Raw genomic sequence first — 18960 nt, forward strand, 5'->3', positions numbered from 1 at the left:
GTAATCGCGCTGTGTCCGTTTCACACCTTGTCCCATCGGGTTCTCCATTTATTGGGGGGGAAAGGTGTAAACCATATTCAGGACGGCACAGCGATAGTAAAATCGGGCGTAGCGTTGAGGGTAATAAAACTGTCACGGCCGTGTGGTTTCAATGACATCTGAGATTCACACACGTGGCCCTTCAGTGCCAAGGAGGATGCTTATGGACAATACGGACCGAAAGCTGTTTATCCTGGATACCAACGTTCTGCTTCACGAACCCCTCGCTATCTATTCCTTCAAAGAGCACGACGTGCTCATCCCCATGACGGTGCTGGAAGAGCTCGATAACATCAAGGATCGCAACAAGGATGTCAGCCGCGACGCGCGGGTAGCCATCCGTGCGCTGGAAGATGTGTTCCGCGATGCAACCCCGGATCAGATCACCCAGGGCGTGCCACTGGCTGGCGAAGCGAGCGGCAATATCTGCATCTTCAGCGATCACCATCTGCCGCAGGATGCCGAGGTGTTTACCGACAAGGAGGCCGACAACCGCATCATCAACGCGGCCCTCTATCTGCAAAAGCACGAGTTGAAGCGTCAGGTGGTGCTGGTCACCAAAGACATCAACATGCGCCTCAAAGCCAAAGGGGCCGGGCTTGCTCACGTTGAAGATTACCGTAGTGACCAGTTGATCGATGATATCCGCCTGCTGGCCAAGGGTTTTCAGGTGGTGCCCGGCAGCTTCTGGGAGCGGGTTGGCGAGTGTGAGAGCGAGACCCACGGCCGCGACACCATCCATGTGATCGATGCCAACCTGCTGGAGGGGGTTCACGTAAACCAGTATCTGGTGGATGAAGAGAATTTCTTCGCAGCCCGGGTGCTCAGTCACGACGGCAACAAGATCCGCATCAAGGATCTGGGTCGCGAGCGACTGATGTCCCGCAAGGCGTGGGGTGTCCATCCCAAGAACGTCTATCAGGGGATGGCGCTGGATGCACTGCTCGATCCGCACATCGATCTGGTGATCCTGACCGGCCCGGCCGGTTGCGGCAAGACCTTGCTGGCAATGGCTGCTGCGCTGGAGCTGGTGATTGAGAAGGGCATTTACGAGAAGGTGATCGTCACCCGGAATACCCCGGAAATTGCTGAAAGCATCGGCTTTCTGCCCGGCACCGAAGAGGAGAAGATGATGCCCTGGTTGGCGGCGGTGACCGACACCCTGGAGGTGCTGCATAAGCAGGACGAGAACATGAGCGGCTCGCTCAGCTACATCATGGAGAAGGCCAACATCCAGTTCAAATCGGTCAACTTCATGCGCGGACGCAGCATCCAGAACACCTTCGTGTTGCTGGATGAGTGCCAGAACCTGACCGCGTCCCAGATCAAGACCATCATCACCCGCTGCGGCGAGGGTACCAAGATCGTCTGCTCCGGTAACCTGGCCCAGATCGACTCCAACTACCTGAGCCCGGTGACCTCGGGTCTCACCTACATCGTCGAGCGCTTCAAGGATTTTGACGGCAGTGCCAACATCTTCCTCAACGGCGTGGTGCGCAGCCGACTGGCTTCGTTCGCCGAGGAAAATCTCTGATTTAACGGGAGCTCTGCATGTGAAAGGGGAAGCCATCCGGCTTCCCCTTTTTTGATCCCGTCGCCGGTCATGAGCCCTGCGTACGACCCAGATAGCGTAGTAGCCCGGGATGATCGCTGTTTTGCAGAATATCCGGCTTTCCCTGCAGGGCGATGCGCCCCTCGTCCACAAACAGCACCTGATCGGCAATCAGCTGGGCATCTTCCGGATTGTGGGAGACCATCAGTACGGTAATGCCCTGTTCGCAGGCTAGCCTCGCCACTTCCGCCAGCATCTCCCGGCGCAGGGCGGGATCGAGGGCAGAGAAGGGCTCATCCAGCAGCAGCAGCGGTTTGCCGCGCACCAGCGCGCGAGCCAGCCCGACTCGCTGCTGCTGGCCGCCGGAGAGCTGTTCAGGCTGGCGGTTTAACATCTCGCCAAGACCAACCCGTGCGGCTGCATCGATCACTTGTGCCCGTTGGGCTGCACTCAGGCGCAGACCCGGGTGCAAGCCGATGGCGATATTGTCGAACACCGACAGATGGAGGAACAGGTTGTGATCCTGAAACAGGGTGGTGACTGGCCGCTCGGCCGGGCCCAGCGGCAGCAGATCTTCGCCATCGAAGCTGAGGCGGCCCGACTCCACCGGCACGAATCCGGCGATCATCCCGAGCAGGGTCGATTTACCTGCGCCGCTTGGGCCGATCAGTGCGGTGATCTCTCCCTTGGGCAGGGTCGCGCTGAAGCTGACGCGCCAGTCGGGGTAGCTGGTCACCAGCGTATCAATGTTCAGCATGTTTTCCTCCAAGACCCCGCTCCACCAGCCAGAACAGGGAGAAACAGAGCGTCAGCAGCAGCAGAGCGGTGGCGGCTGCCTCGGTCAATCGATAGCTGCCAAGCTGTTGGTAGAGCAGCCAGGGCAGGGTGGTGAGCTCCTGACTGCCAAACATGGCGATGGCGCCAAGATCCCCCAGCGAGAGGATCATCGACAGCGCCATCGCCAGTGCCAGCGGGCGGCGCAGCAGCGGCCACTCCACCAGTCGCAGGCGATGCAGGCCGCGTACCCCCAGGCTGTCCGCCAGCCGGTCGTATTGGCGCACCACCAGCTGCATGGGGGCGGAGAGGGTGCGCATCACATAGGGTAGCGCCATCAGGGCGTTGACCAGCACCACCAGCCAGGGGCCGAGGGCGAACACATCGGCGAACGGCATAAACAGGATGAAGAGACCGGTAGAGAGCACTACTGCCGGGATCATCAGGATCACCGAGCCGCTGGCCTCCCACAGGGCGGCAGCCCGCCGCTTGCGAGCCCGTATCCGTAGATGACGGCTGGTCAGCAGCAGTGCACCGCCGAGCAAGGTGGCCAATGCACCGGCTGCCAACGCAATCAACAGCGACTGGCCGCTCGCCTGCCACAGTTTGGCGGAGGTGAGCGCCGTCAGCAGACCGGGGTGGAGGCCGGCGACGATGATGGCCAGCAACGGTGGCAGAAAGATGGCGAGCCCGATGCTGAGCGAGAGGAGATCCACCACGGCCGTGCCTGGCTGATGGCGATCCGGGCGCAGGCAGGGACGACGGGGTGTCACCCTGCTGGCCGGGGTGCTCTGCAGCTTGTGCTGCAGGGCGAGCAGGGCGGCGGTCAGGATCAGCTGAACCAGCGCCAGTCCGCCTGCGGTGGCGAGATCGAAGTCAAAGCGCAGCGCCTGATAGACGGCCACCTCCAGCGTGGTGGATTTCGGCCCGCCTCCCAGCGCCAGCACTGTGGTGAAGCTGGTGAAGCAGAGCATAAAGATGAGGCTGGCCAGCCCCGGCAATATGCCGCGAATAAGAGGCCACTCCAGCAGCCGGAAGATATGGGATGAGCGCATGCCGAGCTGGCTGGCAAGGCGCCAGCTCGATTCGGGGATGCTCTCTATGCTCTGCAGCATCAGGCGTGCCGCCAGCGGCATATTGAAGAAGACGTGGGCCAGCAGGATACCGAACAGGCCGTAGAGATAATTGCCGGGATCCAGCCCCAAGGTGCGCAGCAGCTGCGGCAGCCACCCCTGTTTGCCGTGTACCGCTACTATGCCGAAGATGGCGATGATGACCGGCAGCACCAGCGAGAGGCCAAATAGCTTGATCAGCAGGGTTCGGCCAATGAAACGGCGCCGCGCCAATGCACGGGCCACCGGAATGGCCAGCCCCAGGCTCAGCAAGGTGGAGAGCAGTGCCTGCCCCAGACTGAAGCCCAGCACATGACGCAGATAAGGATCTGCGAACAGGGTGCGGGGTGCCAGCGAACCGGCCTGCCACAGCAGGGCCGCGAGCGGCCCGAGGGATAACAGCAGGATCAACAGGGTGGCTGCACTGCCCGGCAGCCACCAGAGGGGACGAGCCTGTGGTTTCAGATAACGGCTCACTGGGTGACGGCTTGCAGCCACTCGCGGATCCACCCTTTGCGATTGGCGGCCACCTCATCGCTGCTGAAGGCGAGCGGCTTGGCTACGGTGATCATCTGCTCGAAACCTTTTTGCAGTTGGGTATCGATCACCGGATACATCCAGTTGCCGGTCGGGATCTCATTCTGGAAGGCGGGGCTCACCATAAATTGCAGGAACTGGTCAGCCAGCTTCTCCTGTTTGGCGCTCTTCAGCTTGGCGGCCACTTCCACCTGACGGTAGTGGCCCTCTTCAAACGCCGCAGCCTGATACTGGGGCTTGTTCTCGGCAATCAGGTGATAGGCCGGAGAGGTGGTGTAGGAGAGCACCATGTCCGCTTCGCCATCGAGGAACATGCCATAAGCCTCTGACCACCCCTTGGTGACGGTGACCGTCTTTTTGGCAAGTTCGGCCCAGGCGGCAGGCGCCTTGTCGCCGTAGACAGACTTCATCCACAGCATCAGCCCCTGCCCCGGGGTGGAGGTGCGGGGATCCTGATAGATCACCTTGAGGTCGGGACGCTCCACCAGCTCTTTCAGGCTCTTGGGCGGCTGCTTGAGTTTGTCTTTGTCATAGACGAAGGCAAAGTAGCCGTAGTCGTAGGGGACGAAGGTGTCATCCTGCCAGCCACCCGGCACCTTGATGCCATCCAGCTTGGCGGGATGGGGGGCGAACAGACCGCTCTGCTTGGCTTCGCTGATGAGGGCATCGTCGAGCCCCAGCACCAGATCAGCCTTGCTGTGGTTGCCCTCCAGCCGCAGCCGGTTGAGGATGGCGACCCCATCTTCGAGGGGAACCAGATTGAGGGTGCAGCCGCACTCTTTCTCGAAGGCCTGTTTGATCTTGGGCCCCGGACCCCACTCGGCAGTGAAAGAGCTGTAGGTGTAGACGGTGAGGGTGTCAGCGGCGAACACATTGGCCGACAGCAGGCAGGTGGTGACCAGCAGCAGGGTCTTCATGGGTGGCACTCCCTATTACTTGTTAATAACGAGGTGCCAGCGGGTGAGGGCGCAAAAAATGAGCGCCATGCCTCAAATTCCTCCGCCAGCATTATCTGGATCAGGTACACGGGTATAATCTCAGCGGTAAACCGCACCCCGTTTGAGAAACGAACCGCATTGTATTAACGTTCTTTTGGGTAGACCAGCACAATTGTGCAATACCCATGAGATGACGCCCACCCAACAGAGGATGTTCGCGTGCTTACCAATACCAAGGAAAGGCGTGCCTTTGCGCGCATGGTCATCAATGCTCCGGTCACCGTCTATCAGCAGCAGCTGGTGCTGGAGGGGATCTGCCGGGATCTCAGTGCCAACGGCATGGGGATTGCGGTCTCTGAACACCAGCTCGACATCAATCAGCCCATCCGGATCAGTCTTGCCACCAACAACAATCTGTTGCCTCCCTTTGAAGCCCATGCCCGTATTATCCGGGTGCTGGAGGAGGAGAGCGGGTTGCTGCTGGCGGTGGAGTTTCTGCCTCAGGGTTAATCCTCTCTCTTCATCGGCAGAGGGAGGGGGTTAGCCTTTTTCCTGAACCGGTTGCACACTCAACTGCTTGCTATCGACCAGCGTTTTGCTGGTCGAAGCTATTTGGCCCGCAGGCAAGGTGGCGGGGCCTGTGGGTTCGAGCAGCAGGTAGTTTTGCCCCTGCCAGTTGAGGGTCGCATCCCCCGGCTTGGCGGGCAGGTCAACAGCCAGCAGGGCATGGCCGGGGACGAACACCATGGCCTGTTTCAGCTCGGGAAAGAGCTGGGCCAGCATGGCGGCCATCAGGGTTACCTTGCTGTCGCAATCACCCCGGTTCTGTTCCAGTACCTGACGGGGCGGGAGGAAGCCCTTGCCCTGTCTTCCATTCAGGCTGTCGAGCTGCTGATAGGGGATGCTCTGGATAAAGGTGAGCATATGGGCCACGGTTTTCTGGCGCGCTTCTGTTTCGGTACTGCCCTGCTGTTTGAGCTGATCCGCCAGCGGAGCCAGCCCGCTGCGACTCTCCAGCGCGATGCGCACATGATCTTGCTTCACCGCCAGCTGCCCGTCGGGGGTGTTGAAGTACTGGAAGTAGTGTTTGGTCAGCCACGCCTGCTCCTCTTTGCTTCGCTTGGACTGCAGAAAGGCCATCGCCTCGCGTGCCTTGTCCTGATTGCGGCTTTTCAGATGCAGCTCCAGCGAGGGGCGGGAGAGGGTGAACTGCACCTCGGGGTAGTTCTGGCGCACCTCCCGCAGCAATACCTGCAATACCTCCTCCTGCATTCTGGCCGGGCGATAGGCGATGAGAGGCGGCAACTTGCCCTGTTCGAGCCGGTAGGTGAGCTGTTGGGATTTGCCTTCGCTATCCTGCCAGCCGACGCTGATCTGGCCGAGGCTGTTGTTGAAGCTGGTTTGGCTGGCCCCCGCAGGCAGGGCAATCAGCAGGGCACAGAGCAGAGGAATTGCCGTCGGTCTCTTCATCATCCTTTCCTGTGGCACGGGCCAGTTCCGGTGGTCCAAAGTGGGAAGCGTCGCGGACAGTAAAACAGGGAGCCGAAGCTCCCTGTTGATTCTACTCGTTTTTTGCAACTGGCTGATTAAATCCAGCTCGGCTGCTTTGCCTCAAAGGCGCTGATGGCGGCCTCGTGCTGCAGGGTCAGGCCGATGGCATCCAAGCCGTTGAGCAGGCAATAACGGCGGAATTCGTCGATCTCGAAACCGAAGCTGAGGCTACCTGCACGTACCTGATTCGCTTCCAGATCCACTTCGATCTGGATGCCCGGCTGGGCGGCGACCAGCTGGAACAGGGCGTCGACCTCCTCCTCCTTCAGACGCACCGGCACCATGCCGTTGTTGATAGCGTTGCCGTAGAAAATATCGGCAAAGCTCGGGGCTATGATGGTCTTGAAGCCGTAGTCGGCCAGCGCCCAGGGGGCGTGCTCGCGACTCGAGCCGCAGCCGAAGTTCTCCCGCGCCAGCAGGATGCTGGCACCGGCGAATTGCGGCTGGTTGAGTACGAACTCGGGGTTTGGCTGCTGGCCGGCATCGTCCAGAAAGCGCCAGTCGTGGAACAGGTGCTTGCCAAAACCGATGCGGTTGACCTTCTGCAAAAACTGCTTGGGAATGATGGCGTCGGTGTCGACGTTGGCGCTGTCGAGGGGGGCGACGATCCCTTTATGCTGTTTGAATCCTGTCATCGAAATGTCCTCTTACAGTGCGCGAATGTCGGCGAAGCGGCCGGTGACGGCGGCAGCGGCGGCCATGGCCGGGCTGACCAGATGGGTGCGGCCGGCGCGGCCCTGACGCCCTTCGAAGTTGCGGTTGCTGGTGGAGGCGCAGCGCTCCCCCGGTTGCAGCCGGTCGTTGTTCATGGCCAGACACATGGAGCAGCCGGGCAGGCGCCACTCAAAGCCTGCCTCGATGAAGATCTTGTCCAGCCCCTCGGCTTCGGCCTGCGCCTTCACCTGTTCGGAGCCCGGCACCACCAGCGCCTGCACGCCAGCGGCTACCTTGCGACCGCGGGCGATGGCGGCGGCGGCACGCAGATCCTCGATGCGGCTGTTGGTGCACGATCCGATAAACACCTTGTCGATGGCAACGTCGGAGAGCTTCTGGCCCGGTTGCAAGTCCATGTAGGCGAGCGCCTTGCGGGCGGATTGCTGTTCCATCAGATCGCTGAAGGATTCCGGTGCCGGAATCGGCTCATTGACGGCAATCACCTGGCCCGGGTTGGTCCCCCAGGTGACCTGCGGGGCGATATCGGCGGCGTCCAGCACCACTTCGGCATCGAAACGGGCACCTTCATCGCTCTTGAGGCTCTGCCAGAAGGCGATGGCCTGCTCTAGCGCCTCACCCTTGGGGGCGAACTCCTTGCCGCGAATGTAGTCGATGGTGGTCTGGTCGGGGGCAATCATGCCCGCCTTGGCGCCCAGCTCGATGGCCATGTTGCAGACCGTCATCCGCCCTTCCATGGAGAGGCTCGCAATGGCATCGCCAGCGAACTCCACCACGTAGCCGGTACCACCGGCGTGGCCGACCTTGCCGATAATGGCCAGTACCACGTCCTTGGCACTGATGCCCTCGGCCAGCTTGCCGTTGACCGAAATGCGCATGGTCTTGGCGCGGCCCTGTTTCAGGGTCTGGGTGGCCATCACATGTTCCACTTCGGAAGTGCCGATGCCGAACGCCAGCGAGCCGAAGGCTCCGTGGGTGGCGGTGTGGGAGTCGCCGCAGACGATGGTTGTGCCGGGCAAGGTGATGCCGAGCTCGGGGCCCATCACATGGACGATCCCCTGATATTTGTGGTTGAGATCGTAGAGGCGAACCCCGAACTCCTTGCAGTTGTCGGCCAACGTCTCCATCTGGATGCGGGCCATCTCGCCGGAGGCGGCGATGTCCTTGGTGGTGGTGGAGACGTTGTGATCCATGGTGGCCCAGGTCAGGTCTGGGCGGCGCAGCTGGCGGTTCATGGCGCGCAGGCCGTCAAATGCCTGCGGGCTGGTCACTTCATGTACCAGATGGCGGTCGATGTAGATGAGGGGGGTCTCCCCTTCCACTTCCCGTACCACGTGGGCGTCGAATACTTTCTGATAGAGGGTCTTGGCCATTGCTTCTCTCTTCCTTGTTCTCTGTTATGCGGCTCAGATCCGGGCGGCGATCTGGCTACCCATCTCGGACGTGCTCTGCACCGGATGGCGGGCGCTGGCCTGATGCAGGTCGGCGGTGAAGTAACCCTCGGCCAGGGTCTGGGCCACGGCCTGCTCAATGGCCTGGGCGGCAGCCTCCATCCCTAAGCTGTAACGCAGCATCAGGGCGGCGGAGAGGATCTGGGCGATGGGGTTGGCAATCCCTTTGCCGGCGATATCCGGGGCCGAACCACCGGCCGGTTCGAACAGGCCGAAACCCGATTCGTTGAGGCTGGCGGAGGGGAGCAGTCCCATGGAGCCGGTGATCATGGCGCACTCGTCGGAGAGGATGTCACCGAACAGGTTGGAGCAGAGCAGCACATCGAACTGGGACGGATCCTTGATGAGCTGCATGGTCGCGTTATCGATGTACATATGGTTGAGGGTTACGTCCGGATAGGACTTGGCGACTTGCGTCACCACCTCGCGCCACAGAATGGAAGAGGCGAGCACATTGGCCTTGTCGATGGAGGTGACCTTGCCACGGCGCACGCGAGCCGACTCAAAGGCAATCTTGGCGATGCGCTCAATCTCGAAGCGATGGTACACCTCGGTGTCGAACGCCTTTTCGTTCGCCCCTTCTCCCTCGCGCCCCTTGGGCTGGCCGAAGTAGATGCCACCGGTCAGCTCGCGCACACAGGCGATGTCAAATCCGCGATCGGAGATGTCGGCGCGCAGGGGTGAGAACTGCTCCAGACCGGTGTAGATGCGGGCCGGGCGCAGGTTGCAGAACAGTTTGAAGTGGGCACGCAGGGGCAGCAGGGCGCCACGTTCCGGCTGATCGTTGGGGGGCAGATGTTCCCATTTCGGGCCGCCCACCGAGCCAAACAGCACGGCATCGGCCGCTTCACAACCTTTGATCGTGCTTTGCGGCAGCGGGGTGCCGTGGTTGTCGATGGCGATGCCGCCCACGTCATGGCGATCATACTCGAAGGCGAGGCCGAACCTGGCCTGCACCTTCTCCAGCACCTTGATAGCCTCGGCCATCACTTCAGGGCCAATGCCGTCACCCGGCAATACTGCGATCCGATAACTGCTCATACACTCTCCATCCTGATATTGTCTTTGAGATCCCTCTGTCCGGTTTCCCCGACGCTGCGCGCGGTTACCGGTTCAGACGTTCCCCGTCCCGATGTTGTCATTCCATGCTGTCTGTGTGGCTGCGAGTCCTGCTCAGACGGTTTCCGATTTGATGCTGTCATTCCGTCTGTTTGGTACCGAGTTCGGCTCAGACGGTTTCTGATTTGATGCTGTTATTGCGTTCCATCTGTTCGGCCACCTGATCGGCGCGCCAGATGCTGTTGATCACATGGAGCAGGGCGTGGGCCGAGGATTCGATGATGTCGGTGGCCAGTCCCATACCGTGGAATTTGCGCCCCTTGTACTCGGCGACGATATCGACCTGACCGAGGGCATCTTCCCCTTCGCCCTTGCTCTTGAGGGCATATTTGTCGATGCGGATCTCATAGCCGGTGATGCGGTTGATGCACTGGTAGACCGCATCCACCGGGCCATTGCCGGTGGCCGCTTCGCAGATCAGATCCTGCCCCACTTTCAATTTGACCGAGGCGGTGGCCAGTACCGAGCTGCCGCTCTGCACCCCGAGGTACTCCAGCTTGAAATGCTCGGGCTCTTCGTGGATCTGGCTGAAGAAGGCCAGCGCTTCGAGGTCGTAGTCGAACACCTGCCCTTTCTTGTCGGCCAGGGTCAGGAACTTGCCGTAGAGGTGGTCGAGGTCGTAGCTGCTCTCGGCGTAGCCCATGGACTCCATCCGGTGCTTGATGACGTGGCGGCCGGAGCGGGAGGTCATGTTGAGGTTGTTCTGGGTCAGGCCGATGCTCTCGGGGGTGATGATTTCGTAGGTATTTTTCGCCTTGAGCACCCCATCCTGATGGATGCCGGAGCTATGGGAGAAAGCGTTGGCCCCGACGATCGCCTTGTTGGGCTGCACCGGCATGTTGCACAGCTGGCTGACCAGCGTGCTGGTGCGATGAATTTCGTTGTGGCGGATATTGGTTTGCACCCCGAGCAGGTCGGCGCGGGTTTTGAGGATCATCGCCACCTCTTCCAGCGAGCAGTTGCCCGCCCGTTCGCCGATGCCGTTGATGGTGCACTCGATCTGGCGGGCCCCCATCTGCACCGCGCCGATGGAGTTGGCCACCGAGAGCCCCAGATCATCATGGCAGTGGACCGAGATGATCGCCTTGTCGATGTTGGGGACCCGGTTGAACAGGGTGTGGATGATGCCGGAGAACTCTGTCGGCACCGTGTAGCCCACGGTATCGGGGATATTGATGGTACGGGCCCCCGCCTTGATGGCGGCCTCCACCATGCGGCAGAGATTATCGATCGGCGTGCGGCCCGCATCCTCGCAGGAGAACTCCACATCATCGGTGTAGCGCAGGGCGTGCTTGATGGCGCCGACCCCCATCTCCAGCACATCCTCGAAGCTCTTTTTCAGCTTGCTCTCCACATGGATGGAGGAGGTGGAGATAAAGGTGTGGATGCGAAACGCCTCGGCGACCCGCAAGGCTTCGCCGGCGGCATCGATATCCTTGGGCAGGGCGCGGGCGAGGGCGCAGACCCGGCTGTTTTTGATGTGGCGGGCGATGGTCTGCACCGATTGAAAATCGCCGGGAGAGGAGACCGGGAAGCCCACCTCCATGACGTCGACACCGAGCCGCTCCAGCGCCTGGGCGATCTGCAGCTTCTCCTTGACTGTCAAACTGGCCGCCAGGGCCTGCTCACCATCACGCAAGGTGGTGTCGAATATGATGACCCGATCTGACATGTGACTTCCCTCTTCCTAAGTTCGGTAACGTGCATCCTGCGGCGGCATAAAAAAACCCGTGCAGGGTGCACGGGTTTTTGTAAATTCCGGCTATGCCTTAGCCCGGCTACAAGGATCCCGCGCGAGTTAACGCGATTAGGGAGATTAGTAGTAGCGGGGTGGCGATACGCATGACGTTGTTATTCCTTCCAGTCGATAACGCTTTTACCAATATCGAGATTTTTATGCTGTGTCAACACGGAAGGTCAGGGGCAATCTGCTGACGTATTTAATCGGATTGTAAAGGATTGCAAATTTCCTTGTCCCATATTCGGCCCATGACCGATTATCTGGTCATTCCTGCTGTGCTCTATTCTCTGCACAACCAGATCGACTTATCAGCATTGGCTGAATTATCTGAGGTGTTAAATGGAAAAACGTAGACCTGGTCGTCCGGTCGGACGTTCTGACATTCGTGACAAGTTGCTTGCTGCCGCCCGTGAGCGTTTTCTCAATACTCCCTATAGCAAGGTAACTACACGCGAAATCGCGGAGCTTGCTGGCTCCAATCTGGCAATGATCCACTACTACTTCGGCAGTAAAGAGGGTCTTTACAAAGCGGTGCTGGGCGATGTGGCCGAGCCCCTCGACCATGCCTGGCAAGATGAACACAGCAATCACAGCCTCAACGAGCTGCTCAACACCTACTATCAGGTGATGGCGCCCAACAGCGAGCTGACCTCTGCCATCTCCAGCGCATTGTCGACCGAGAAAAGCCCGGGCCGGGATTTTGTGCTGAACCGCCTGCTGGAACGTCAGCTGCCGCAGTTCGATGCCCTGCTGGAAACAATGAAGTCCAACGGTGAGCTGGGTGACAACCTGGATCCCGACATGCTTAAGATCTCCTTCCTCAGCATGATGTGGCAGCCGTTTGTGATGAAAGATCTCTACGAGCAGGTGTTTGGCCTGAAAGTGGATGAGCACTTCATGGCCCGTCTGGCGGATCACAACTGTCGTCTGATGGAGACCGGCTTGCGCGGCAACCACTGATTTTGCCGCAACATCGAAATTTAAAAGGGCCATTAGGCCCTTTTTTCATAAATCTGTTATCCCTTGTTCAACGTCCTGTCATCCCGCCTTCCTACTCTGCAAGCAGAATTCAGGGAAGGAGGAGATATGAACAAGATCCAGCAATGGGACCTTCAGGTGTGCCGGGTCTGCCTGCTTCACGGTTACAACCGGCAGCAGGCGAGGGTGAGTCGTCTCATTTCCCGCACCGGTGATGGCCCGCTTTACGCCGTGCTGGCCGCCTTGCTCTGGTGGCTGGGGGAGGCAGAGCGTGAACTGGTTCGACTGGCGCTGCTTGCCTTCGCCATCGAACTGCCCCTCTATCTGCTGCTGAAAAACAGCCTGAAACGGCAACGGCCGGTCGGTTTGCCGGTCTTTATCACCCCTTCCGATCGCTACAGCCTTCCCTCCGGCCATACCGCCGCAGCCTTTCTGATGGCCACCATACTGGCCACCGGTTTTCCGCTCTGGGCACCCCTGCTGTTTGGCTGGGCGGCACTGGTGGGGGCATCCCGGTTGCTGCTCGGGGTACACTACCTGAGCGATCTGGTAGCCGGTGCTCTGCTGGGGGGCGCTTGCGCCGTGCTGGCGCTCGGCTGGAGCCACTCATGAGGATACTGTTTGGGGTGCAAGGCACCGGCAACGGTCATATCAGTCGCAGTCGCACCCTGGCGCGGGCGCTGCGCACGGCAGGGGTCGAGGTGGATTATCTCTTCAGCGGCCGCCCTGCCGACCGCTACTTCGACATGGAGGAGTTCGGCGCCTACCGCGCCTTTCCCGGCCTCACTTTTGTCAGCCACGAGGGGCGAGTTTCTCCGTGGCGCACCCTGCAAGCCGCCTCGCCGCTCACCTTCTGGCGGGATCTGCGGTCTCTCGATTGCAGCGAATACGATCTGGTGGTGAGCGATTTTGAGCCACTCACCGCCCACGCTGCCCGCCGCTATGGCAAGCCAAGCCTCACCGTCAGCCATCAGGCCAGCTTCAACTGGCCCATCCCGCGCTGGGGGGAGGATGGGGTCAGCCGCCAGCTGATGCGCCACTTTGCCCCGGTGGATCAGCCGCTCGGGCTGCACTGGTTTCACTTCGGTCACCCCTTGTTGCCGCCGGTGATCGACCCTATCGCCGCTGCGCCGGATAACGGCGAGATCCTGGTCTATCTGCCATTCGAGCAGACCGAGGCGATCGCCGCCCTGTTGTCGCGATTTGGTCAGCAACGCTTCGTCTGCTTTCACCCCGCCATTCGTACCCCTAGCCAGTGGCGCAACCTGCGCTTCGAGCCGCCGTCGCGGCACGGATTTATCGCAGTGCTGGCCGGTTGTCGCGGCGTCATCTCCAACGCGGGTTTCGAGCTGGCTTCCGAGGCGCTCACCCTCGGCAAGAAGTTGCTGGTCAAGCCCCTCGGCGGCCAGTTCGAGCAGCTGACCAACGGCAAGACGCTCGAGATGATGGGGCTGGCGACCCTGATGGATGTGCTCGATGCCAATCTGGTGCGTACCTGGCTCGACAGCGCCTCGCCGGGGGCAGTCTGTTACCCCGATGTAGCGGGGGAGCTGGCCCGCTGGCTGGCGGCGGGCGCTGACGAGAGCGTGGCCTCTCTGTCACGTCGGCTCTGGGCGCGCACCCTGTTTCCGGAGGAGGTGAGTGATCGCCTGAGCGAGCTGGATGGGGGCGACTGTTTATCCAGTTGCTGGTTATCGCAAGTGAGCGTTGTTGACTAGACTGAAAGGCGATCCCACCAAGGAGAGGACGGAGCAAATGCGCTTTACCAATGAAAACGGCGAAGTCATGAACCTGGCTGACAATCTCACCCTGCACGAGTTGCTCGATATGGGGGTCAGCATCTCGGTCAGTGAAGAGACCGATCCGGATCAGCAGATCTGGTTGGCGGAGCCGGATCAGGAGAACTGAGTCATCATTCGGCATCAAGCCCACCGCTGAGCGGTGGGCTTTTTTGTGGCTGTTTTTCCCCTCTGCGGAATGATCCGCTGGCCATTTCCCGACTTCCTTCCCTTTTGTCTCATGGTCGCTGCGGCAAGTCATTGAATGTTAATAGCCGGTTGAAATGTATGACTGTTCTGGTCAGATAAAGCCGTGGACAAGCGTTATGAAGCGGGTTAAGTTGGTTTTTCACCCTATTTTCGGGTGAATGACGGAAAAATCCTTTTTTTCTACTGTCGACGAGGCTGAATTGGACCGATCTGCATTCAGATAACAACAAGAAACGGATCGGGCCGTGCCGGGAAGCACGGCATCGTCGGCGGGATTCGCTAAACGGAGCAAAGCCTGGAGGGCTTTATCATGGAGATGTTATCAGGCGCCCAGATGGTGGTTAGAGCGCTGGAAGATCAGGGAGTTGAGCACGTCTTCGGCTACCCTGGTGGCTCAGTGCTCGACATCTATGACGCTCTCTTCGAAAACGGCAAGATGGAGCATGTCTTGGTGCGGCACGAGCAAGCCGCGGTTCACATGGCTGACGGTTACGCCCGTTCCACCGGCAAGGTGGGGACTGTGCTGGTAACGTCAGGCCCGGGAGCGACCAACTGCATTACCGGTATTGCCACCGCCTATATGGATTCCATTCCGCTGGTGATCCTCTCCGGCCAGGTGCCGACCAGCATGATCGGTGAGGATGCGTTCCAGGAGACCGACATGATCGGTATCTCCCGCCCGGTGGTGAAGCACAGCTTCCTGTGCAAGAAGGCGAGCGATATTCCCGAGGCCATCAAGAAGGCCTACTACATTGCCGCCAGCGGCCGCCCGGGGCCGGTGGTGGTGGATCTGCCCAAAGATGTGCAGAACCCGAAAGAAAAATTCCCCTACCAGTATCCCGAGACGGTCTCCCTGCGCTCCTACAACCCGACCAAGTCTGGCCATAAAGGGCAGATCAAGCGGGCAGCCAAGCTGCTGGTAGAAGCCCAGCGCCCGGTGATGTACGTGGGCGGTGGTGCCATCAACGCCAATGCGGATCATCTGGTGACCAAGCTGGCTGAGCTGCTGAACCTGCCGGTGACCACCACCCTGATGGGGCTGGGGGCCTTCTCCGGCGTCCATCCGCAATTTATCGGCATGCTGGGGATGCACGGCACTTTCGAAGCCAACAAGACCATGCACAACGCGGATCTCATCTTCGCCGTGGGAGCCCGCTTCGATGACCGCGTCACCAACAACGTGGCCAAGTTCTGCCCCAATGCGACCGTGGTTCATATCGATATCGACCCCACCTCCATCTCCAAGACGGTGCAGGCCCATGTGCCCATCGTCGGCTCGGTGGAAACAGTGCTGGAGCAGATGCTGGAAGTGATCCGCGAGTGTGGCTTCGATAACGACAAGGAGGCGCTGGCGGACTGGTGGAGCCAGATCAACCAGTGGCGCTCCCGTCACTGTCTGGCCTACGAAAAGTCGGCCACCCAGATCAAGCCGCAGCAGGTGATCGAGACTCTCTACAAAGTGACCCAAGGTCAGGCGTTCGTAGCCTCCGACGTGGGCCAGCACCAGATGTTTGCTGCCCTCTACTACCCGTTTGCCAAACCGCGCCAGTGGATCAACTCAGGGGGCCTAGGTACCATGGGCTTCGGCATTCCGGCCGCCATGGGGGCCCAGTTTGCCAACCCGGATGCGGTGGTCTGCTGCGTTACCGGCGATGGCTCGGTGCAGATGAACATTCAGGAGCTCTCGACCTGCATGCAGTACGGGGTGCCTATCAAGATCATCTCCATCAACAACCGTGCGCTGGGCATGGTCAAGCAGTGGCAGAAGATGTTCTACGGCGGTCGTCACAGCCACTCCTACATGGAGTCCCTGCCGGACTTCGTCAAACTGGCGGAAGCCTACGGCCACGTCGGTATCGCGGTGAGTGATCCGGCCGAGCTGGAGAGCGCCATGGAGAAGGCCTTCGCCATGAAGGATCGGCTGGTGTTCATGGATATCTCGGTAGACCCGGATGAGCATGTCTATCCGATGCAGATCAAGTTTGGCGCCATGGATGAGATGTGGCTGAGCAAGACGGAGAGGACCTGACGATGGAGCATATTATTTCGGTCGTGCTCAAGGAGCTCAAGTTTGGTTCCATCAAAGACGAGATGTGGCTGAGCAAGGCGGGAGAAATATCATGAGGCATATCATTTCGGTACTGCTGGAGAACGAATCCGGCGCCCTGAGCCGCGTGGTGGGCCTCTTCTCCCAGCGCGGCTACAACATCGAGACCCTGACGGTGGCGCCCACCGAGGATCCCACCCTGTCACGCATGACCATAGTCACCATGGGTGACGAGCGGGTACTGGAACAGATCCAGAAGCAGCTGCACAAGCTGGTGGATGTGCTTAAGGTGTGCGACTTGAGCGAAGGGGAGCATATCGAGCGGGAGATCGCGCTGGTCAAGGCGCGCGCCGCCGGTGGAGCCCGTGACGAGCTGAAACGGCTGGCGGATATCTTCCGTGGCCAGATCGTCGACGTCACCCCCGAGCAGTACACGGTACAGCTGGTGGGCACCAGCGAGAAGCTGGATGCCTTTATCAAGACTGCCGCCCAGACCAACGAGATCATCGAAGTGGTGCGCTCCGGCGTCTGCGGTATCTCCCGGGCGGACAAGGCGCTGCGGCCCTGAGCGCTGGCGGGACAGCTGATGATGCGTCAGCTGCCGCAGAGTGAAAGGAAAGAGGGCTCTGCGGAGCCCTCTTTGTTTGGTTTTTCTTTACGAGAGTAGGTGTGATGTTCGGTATTCATGATCTTGCACTGTTTATGGTCTCGGGGCTGCTGCTCAATATCATGCCGGGGCCCGACTCCCTGCTGGTTATGCTGCGCAGCGGTTCGCAAGGGTGGCGTGCCGGTTCGGTCGCGACCCTTGGCATCGGCACCGGTGTCATGGTGCATGTGTTGGCGGCGGCCCTCGGTCTGTCGGCCCTGCTCAGTGCCTCGGCCGAGCTGTTTGCCCTTATCAAGCTGGCTGGCGCCATCTACCTCATCTATCTGGGATTCTCCCTGCTGCGCCAGCAAGCAACGGGTTCCATGGAGAGAGGGGCCACCCTGCCCGCCCTATCCTATGGCCAGATTTACCGGCAGGGTGTGCTGACCAATGTGCTCAACCCCAAGGTCGCGCTCTTTTTCCTCGCCTTCGTGCCCCAGTTCATCGCACCGGATGCCCCCGACAAGGCGCTCGCCTTTATCCTGCTCGGTTGCATCTTCAATCTGGGCGGCATCATCTGGTGTCACTTGCTGGTCTTTACCACCGTCTATGCCAGTCACAAAGTACGGCTGTCACTGCGTCTCGGTCGCTGGCTCAACCGGGGCATCGGCACCCTGTTTGTCGGGCTCGGGATCAAGCTGGCCAGCGACTAGCTCGCCGCTTTCTGACCTGGGGCAGATTATCGTGCGCCGCGCTGTGGTATGGTCGGCGGTTAGTTGCGGGGCCAGCCCCGCTCTCTCTTTTTCAGGTCAGCCCCACTGGCCGCAGCAGCGAGATCCCTTGCCTAGATGAACATCGCCCGGCTCAAGAACTTTACCGAGATTGTGAAGAACAACTTCAACATCTCGGCGACGGCGGAGAAGCTCTACACCTCCCAGCCCACCCTCAGCAAGCAGATGAAGATGCTGGAAGATGAGCTGGGGCTCGCCCTCTTTACCCGCAAGGGGAAAAATCTGGTCGGCTTGACCAGCGCAGGCGAGCAGGTGATGGAGTTGGCCAAGGGGGTGGTGGCGCAGGTGGAGCAGATCAATCAGCTGTCGCTGGGGGAGCAACTGGCTACCAGCGGGGTACTGCGTATCGCCACCACCCACACCCAGGCGCGCTACAAGCTGCCAGCGGTGATCACCGAGTTCAGCCGTCGTTATCCCGATGTGGCGATCCAGCTCCATCAGGGGGCGCCTGCCCAACTGGCCCAGATGGTGCAAAGCGGCGATGTGGATATGGCGATCGCCACCGAGTCCATGTACCTGTTCGACGAGCTGGCCGCCGTCCCCTGTTATCGCTGGGGACGCAGCGTGGTGGTGCCGCACGGTCATCCGCTGATCGACTGCCAGCCGCTGTCGATGGCGGATCTGGCCCGCTATCCCCTCATCACCTATGTGTTCGGCTTTACCGGTCGCTCCAAGATGGACAAGGCCTTCAGCCGCCACGGCCTCTCGCCGAAAACCGTGCTGACCGCCACCGATACCGACGTGATCAAGCACTACGTCCGGCTCGGCATGGGGGTCGGGGTAATTGCAAGCGTGGCCTTTGACGAGGGGGGCAGGGAGGATCTGGTGAGTCTCAACATCGACCACCTGATCGCCTCGAGCGCGACCCACATCTGCCTGCGCAAGCATGCCCATTTGCGTGACTACATGTATGACTTTATCCACCTCTACGCCCCCCATATCAGCCGGGAGACGGTGCAGCTGCACCTTATCAACCAGCCGCCGACTGCCAATATGGCGGAGTTGCCGTGGCTCTAGCCGCGGGTTGTTTGTCGTACACAGAGCAAAAATACAGAGACAAAAAAAGAGAGGCCTTGGCCTCTCT

18 protein-coding genes and 1 riboswitch are annotated in these 18960 nt (G+C 60.3%); of the genes, 10 read left to right on the top strand and 8 right to left on the bottom strand.

The window, feature by feature from the left end; genetic code table 11:
* Positions 1–202: 202 nt before the first annotated feature.
* Entirely contained in the window at positions 203–1573 is a 1371-nt protein-coding gene (locus tag ACW5XC_RS19075) for a PhoH family protein (RefSeq protein WP_005358170.1), read from the top strand.
* 67 nt (positions 1574–1640) lie between these two features.
* Here ACW5XC_RS19075 and thiQ read toward each other — a convergent pair whose 3' ends face one another.
* From thiQ to thiB, 3 genes are read right to left on the bottom strand one after another with little or no spacing between them, the layout of a single operon-like run.
* Entirely contained in the window at positions 1641–2348 is a 708-nt protein-coding gene (thiQ, locus tag ACW5XC_RS19080) for a thiamine ABC transporter ATP-binding protein (RefSeq protein WP_042052488.1), read from the bottom strand.
* The gene (thiP, locus tag ACW5XC_RS19085) at positions 2335–3954 is read right to left on the bottom strand and encodes a thiamine/thiamine pyrophosphate ABC transporter permease (protein WP_042052489.1); all 1620 of its coding nucleotides are present in this window, start codon (positions 3952–3954) and stop codon (positions 2335–2337) included. Before thiP ends, thiQ begins: the two co-directional genes overlap by 14 nt.
* Entirely contained in the window at positions 3951–4931 is a 981-nt protein-coding gene (gene thiB, locus ACW5XC_RS19090; protein WP_042052491.1) for a thiamine ABC transporter substrate binding subunit, read from the bottom strand. The genes thiP and thiB overlap by 4 nt, the downstream gene beginning before the upstream one ends.
* A gap of 60 nt (positions 4932–4991) precedes the next feature.
* A riboswitch (TPP riboswitch) is annotated at positions 4992–5082 on the bottom strand.
* A gap of 89 nt (positions 5083–5171) precedes the next feature.
* Between thiB and ACW5XC_RS19095 the strand changes: the two genes are divergently transcribed.
* Positions 5172–5462, top strand: a complete 291-nt coding sequence (locus ACW5XC_RS19095) for a PilZ domain-containing protein (RefSeq protein WP_005339160.1) — start codon at positions 5172–5174, stop codon at positions 5460–5462.
* Positions 5463–5492: 30 nt separating this feature from the next.
* Here ACW5XC_RS19095 and ACW5XC_RS19100 read toward each other — a convergent pair whose 3' ends face one another.
* From ACW5XC_RS19100 to leuA, 5 genes are all read right to left on the bottom strand, one after another.
* The gene (locus ACW5XC_RS19100; RefSeq protein ID WP_042052492.1) at positions 5493–6422 is read right to left on the bottom strand and encodes a hypothetical protein; all 930 of its coding nucleotides are present in this window, start codon (positions 6420–6422) and stop codon (positions 5493–5495) included.
* Between the two features lie 116 nt (positions 6423–6538).
* Positions 6539–7138 (bottom strand): 3-isopropylmalate dehydratase small subunit, encoded by a 600-nt coding sequence (gene leuD, locus ACW5XC_RS19105; RefSeq protein WP_042052494.1) that lies wholly within the window; start codon positions 7136–7138, stop codon positions 6539–6541.
* Between the two features lie 12 nt (positions 7139–7150).
* The gene (gene leuC, locus ACW5XC_RS19110; protein WP_042052495.1) at positions 7151–8548 is read right to left on the bottom strand and encodes a 3-isopropylmalate dehydratase large subunit; all 1398 of its coding nucleotides are present in this window, start codon (positions 8546–8548) and stop codon (positions 7151–7153) included.
* A gap of 33 nt (positions 8549–8581) precedes the next feature.
* On the bottom strand, positions 8582–9667 hold the full coding sequence (leuB, locus tag ACW5XC_RS19115; protein WP_042052497.1) for a 3-isopropylmalate dehydrogenase: 1086 nt from the start codon (positions 9665–9667) through the stop codon (positions 8582–8584).
* Positions 9668–9854: 187 nt separating this feature from the next.
* Positions 9855–11417, bottom strand: a complete 1563-nt coding sequence (leuA, locus tag ACW5XC_RS19120) for a 2-isopropylmalate synthase (RefSeq protein WP_005341192.1) — start codon at positions 11415–11417, stop codon at positions 9855–9857.
* Between the two features lie 408 nt (positions 11418–11825).
* Between leuA and ACW5XC_RS19125 the strand changes: the two genes are divergently transcribed.
* From ACW5XC_RS19125 to ACW5XC_RS19160, 8 genes are all read left to right on the top strand, one after another.
* A complete protein-coding gene (locus ACW5XC_RS19125) occupies positions 11826–12446 on the top strand; it encodes a TetR/AcrR family transcriptional regulator (protein ID WP_042052498.1) in 621 nt (206 codons plus the stop codon).
* Positions 12447–12572: 126 nt separating this feature from the next.
* A complete protein-coding gene (locus ACW5XC_RS19130) occupies positions 12573–13076 on the top strand; it encodes a phosphatase PAP2 family protein (protein WP_042052499.1) in 504 nt (167 codons plus the stop codon).
* Entirely contained in the window at positions 13073–14182 is a 1110-nt protein-coding gene (locus ACW5XC_RS19135; RefSeq protein WP_005349173.1) for an MJ1255/VC2487 family glycosyltransferase, read from the top strand. Before ACW5XC_RS19130 ends, ACW5XC_RS19135 begins: the two co-directional genes overlap by 4 nt.
* Before the next feature lie 37 nt (positions 14183–14219).
* Positions 14220–14372: a hypothetical protein gene (locus ACW5XC_RS19140; protein ID WP_005339147.1), complete on the top strand. Its 153-nt coding sequence runs from the start codon at positions 14220–14222 to the stop codon at positions 14370–14372.
* Between the two features lie 390 nt (positions 14373–14762).
* On the top strand, positions 14763–16481 hold the full coding sequence (locus tag ACW5XC_RS19145; protein WP_005339146.1) for an acetolactate synthase 3 large subunit: 1719 nt from the start codon (positions 14763–14765) through the stop codon (positions 16479–16481).
* 91 nt (positions 16482–16572) lie between these two features.
* Positions 16573–17067 (top strand): acetolactate synthase small subunit, encoded by a 495-nt coding sequence (gene ilvN, locus ACW5XC_RS19150; protein WP_005311605.1) that lies wholly within the window; start codon positions 16573–16575, stop codon positions 17065–17067.
* 104 nt (positions 17068–17171) lie between these two features.
* Entirely contained in the window at positions 17172–17798 is a 627-nt protein-coding gene (locus ACW5XC_RS19155) for a LysE family translocator (RefSeq protein WP_042052500.1), read from the top strand.
* A 135-nt stretch (positions 17799–17933) separates the two neighbouring features.
* On the top strand, positions 17934–18893 hold the full coding sequence (locus ACW5XC_RS19160) for a LysR substrate-binding domain-containing protein (RefSeq protein ID WP_042052503.1): 960 nt from the start codon (positions 17934–17936) through the stop codon (positions 18891–18893).
* Positions 18894–18960: the final 67 nt, after the last annotated feature.

It is taken from the genome of Aeromonas sp. 25-AL00135 (assembly GCF_054052385.1).

Coding starts and splice junctions, on each gene's coding strand:
- ACW5XC_RS19075 (WP_005358170.1), top strand. CDS start 203: ATGGACAATACGGACCGAAAGCTGTTTATCCTGGATACCAACGTTCTG.
- thiQ (WP_042052488.1), bottom strand. CDS start 2,348: ATGCTGAACATTGATACGCTGGTGACCAGCTACCCCGACTGGCGCGTC.
- thiB (WP_042052491.1), bottom strand. CDS start 4,931: ATGAAGACCCTGCTGCTGGTCACCACCTGCCTGCTGTCGGCCAATGTG.
- ACW5XC_RS19100 (WP_042052492.1), bottom strand. CDS start 6,422: ATGAAGAGACCGACGGCAATTCCTCTGCTCTGTGCCCTGCTGATTGCC.
- leuD (WP_042052494.1), bottom strand. CDS start 7,138: ATGACAGGATTCAAACAGCATAAAGGGATCGTCGCCCCCCTCGACAGC.
- leuC (WP_042052495.1), bottom strand. CDS start 8,548: ATGGCCAAGACCCTCTATCAGAAAGTATTCGACGCCCACGTGGTACGG.
- leuB (WP_042052497.1), bottom strand. CDS start 9,667: ATGAGCAGTTATCGGATCGCAGTATTGCCGGGTGACGGCATTGGCCCT.
- leuA (WP_005341192.1), bottom strand. CDS start 11,417: ATGTCAGATCGGGTCATCATATTCGACACCACCTTGCGTGATGGTGAG.
- ACW5XC_RS19125 (WP_042052498.1), top strand. CDS start 11,826: ATGGAAAAACGTAGACCTGGTCGTCCGGTCGGACGTTCTGACATTCGT.
- ACW5XC_RS19130 (WP_042052499.1), top strand. CDS start 12,573: ATGAACAAGATCCAGCAATGGGACCTTCAGGTGTGCCGGGTCTGCCTG.
- ACW5XC_RS19135 (WP_005349173.1), top strand. CDS start 13,073: ATGAGGATACTGTTTGGGGTGCAAGGCACCGGCAACGGTCATATCAGT.
- ACW5XC_RS19140 (WP_005339147.1), top strand. CDS start 14,220: ATGCGCTTTACCAATGAAAACGGCGAAGTCATGAACCTGGCTGACAAT.
- ACW5XC_RS19145 (WP_005339146.1), top strand. CDS start 14,763: ATGGAGATGTTATCAGGCGCCCAGATGGTGGTTAGAGCGCTGGAAGAT.
- ilvN (WP_005311605.1), top strand. CDS start 16,573: ATGAGGCATATCATTTCGGTACTGCTGGAGAACGAATCCGGCGCCCTG.
- ACW5XC_RS19155 (WP_042052500.1), top strand. CDS start 17,172: ATGTTCGGTATTCATGATCTTGCACTGTTTATGGTCTCGGGGCTGCTG.
- ACW5XC_RS19160 (WP_042052503.1), top strand. CDS start 17,934: ATGAACATCGCCCGGCTCAAGAACTTTACCGAGATTGTGAAGAACAAC.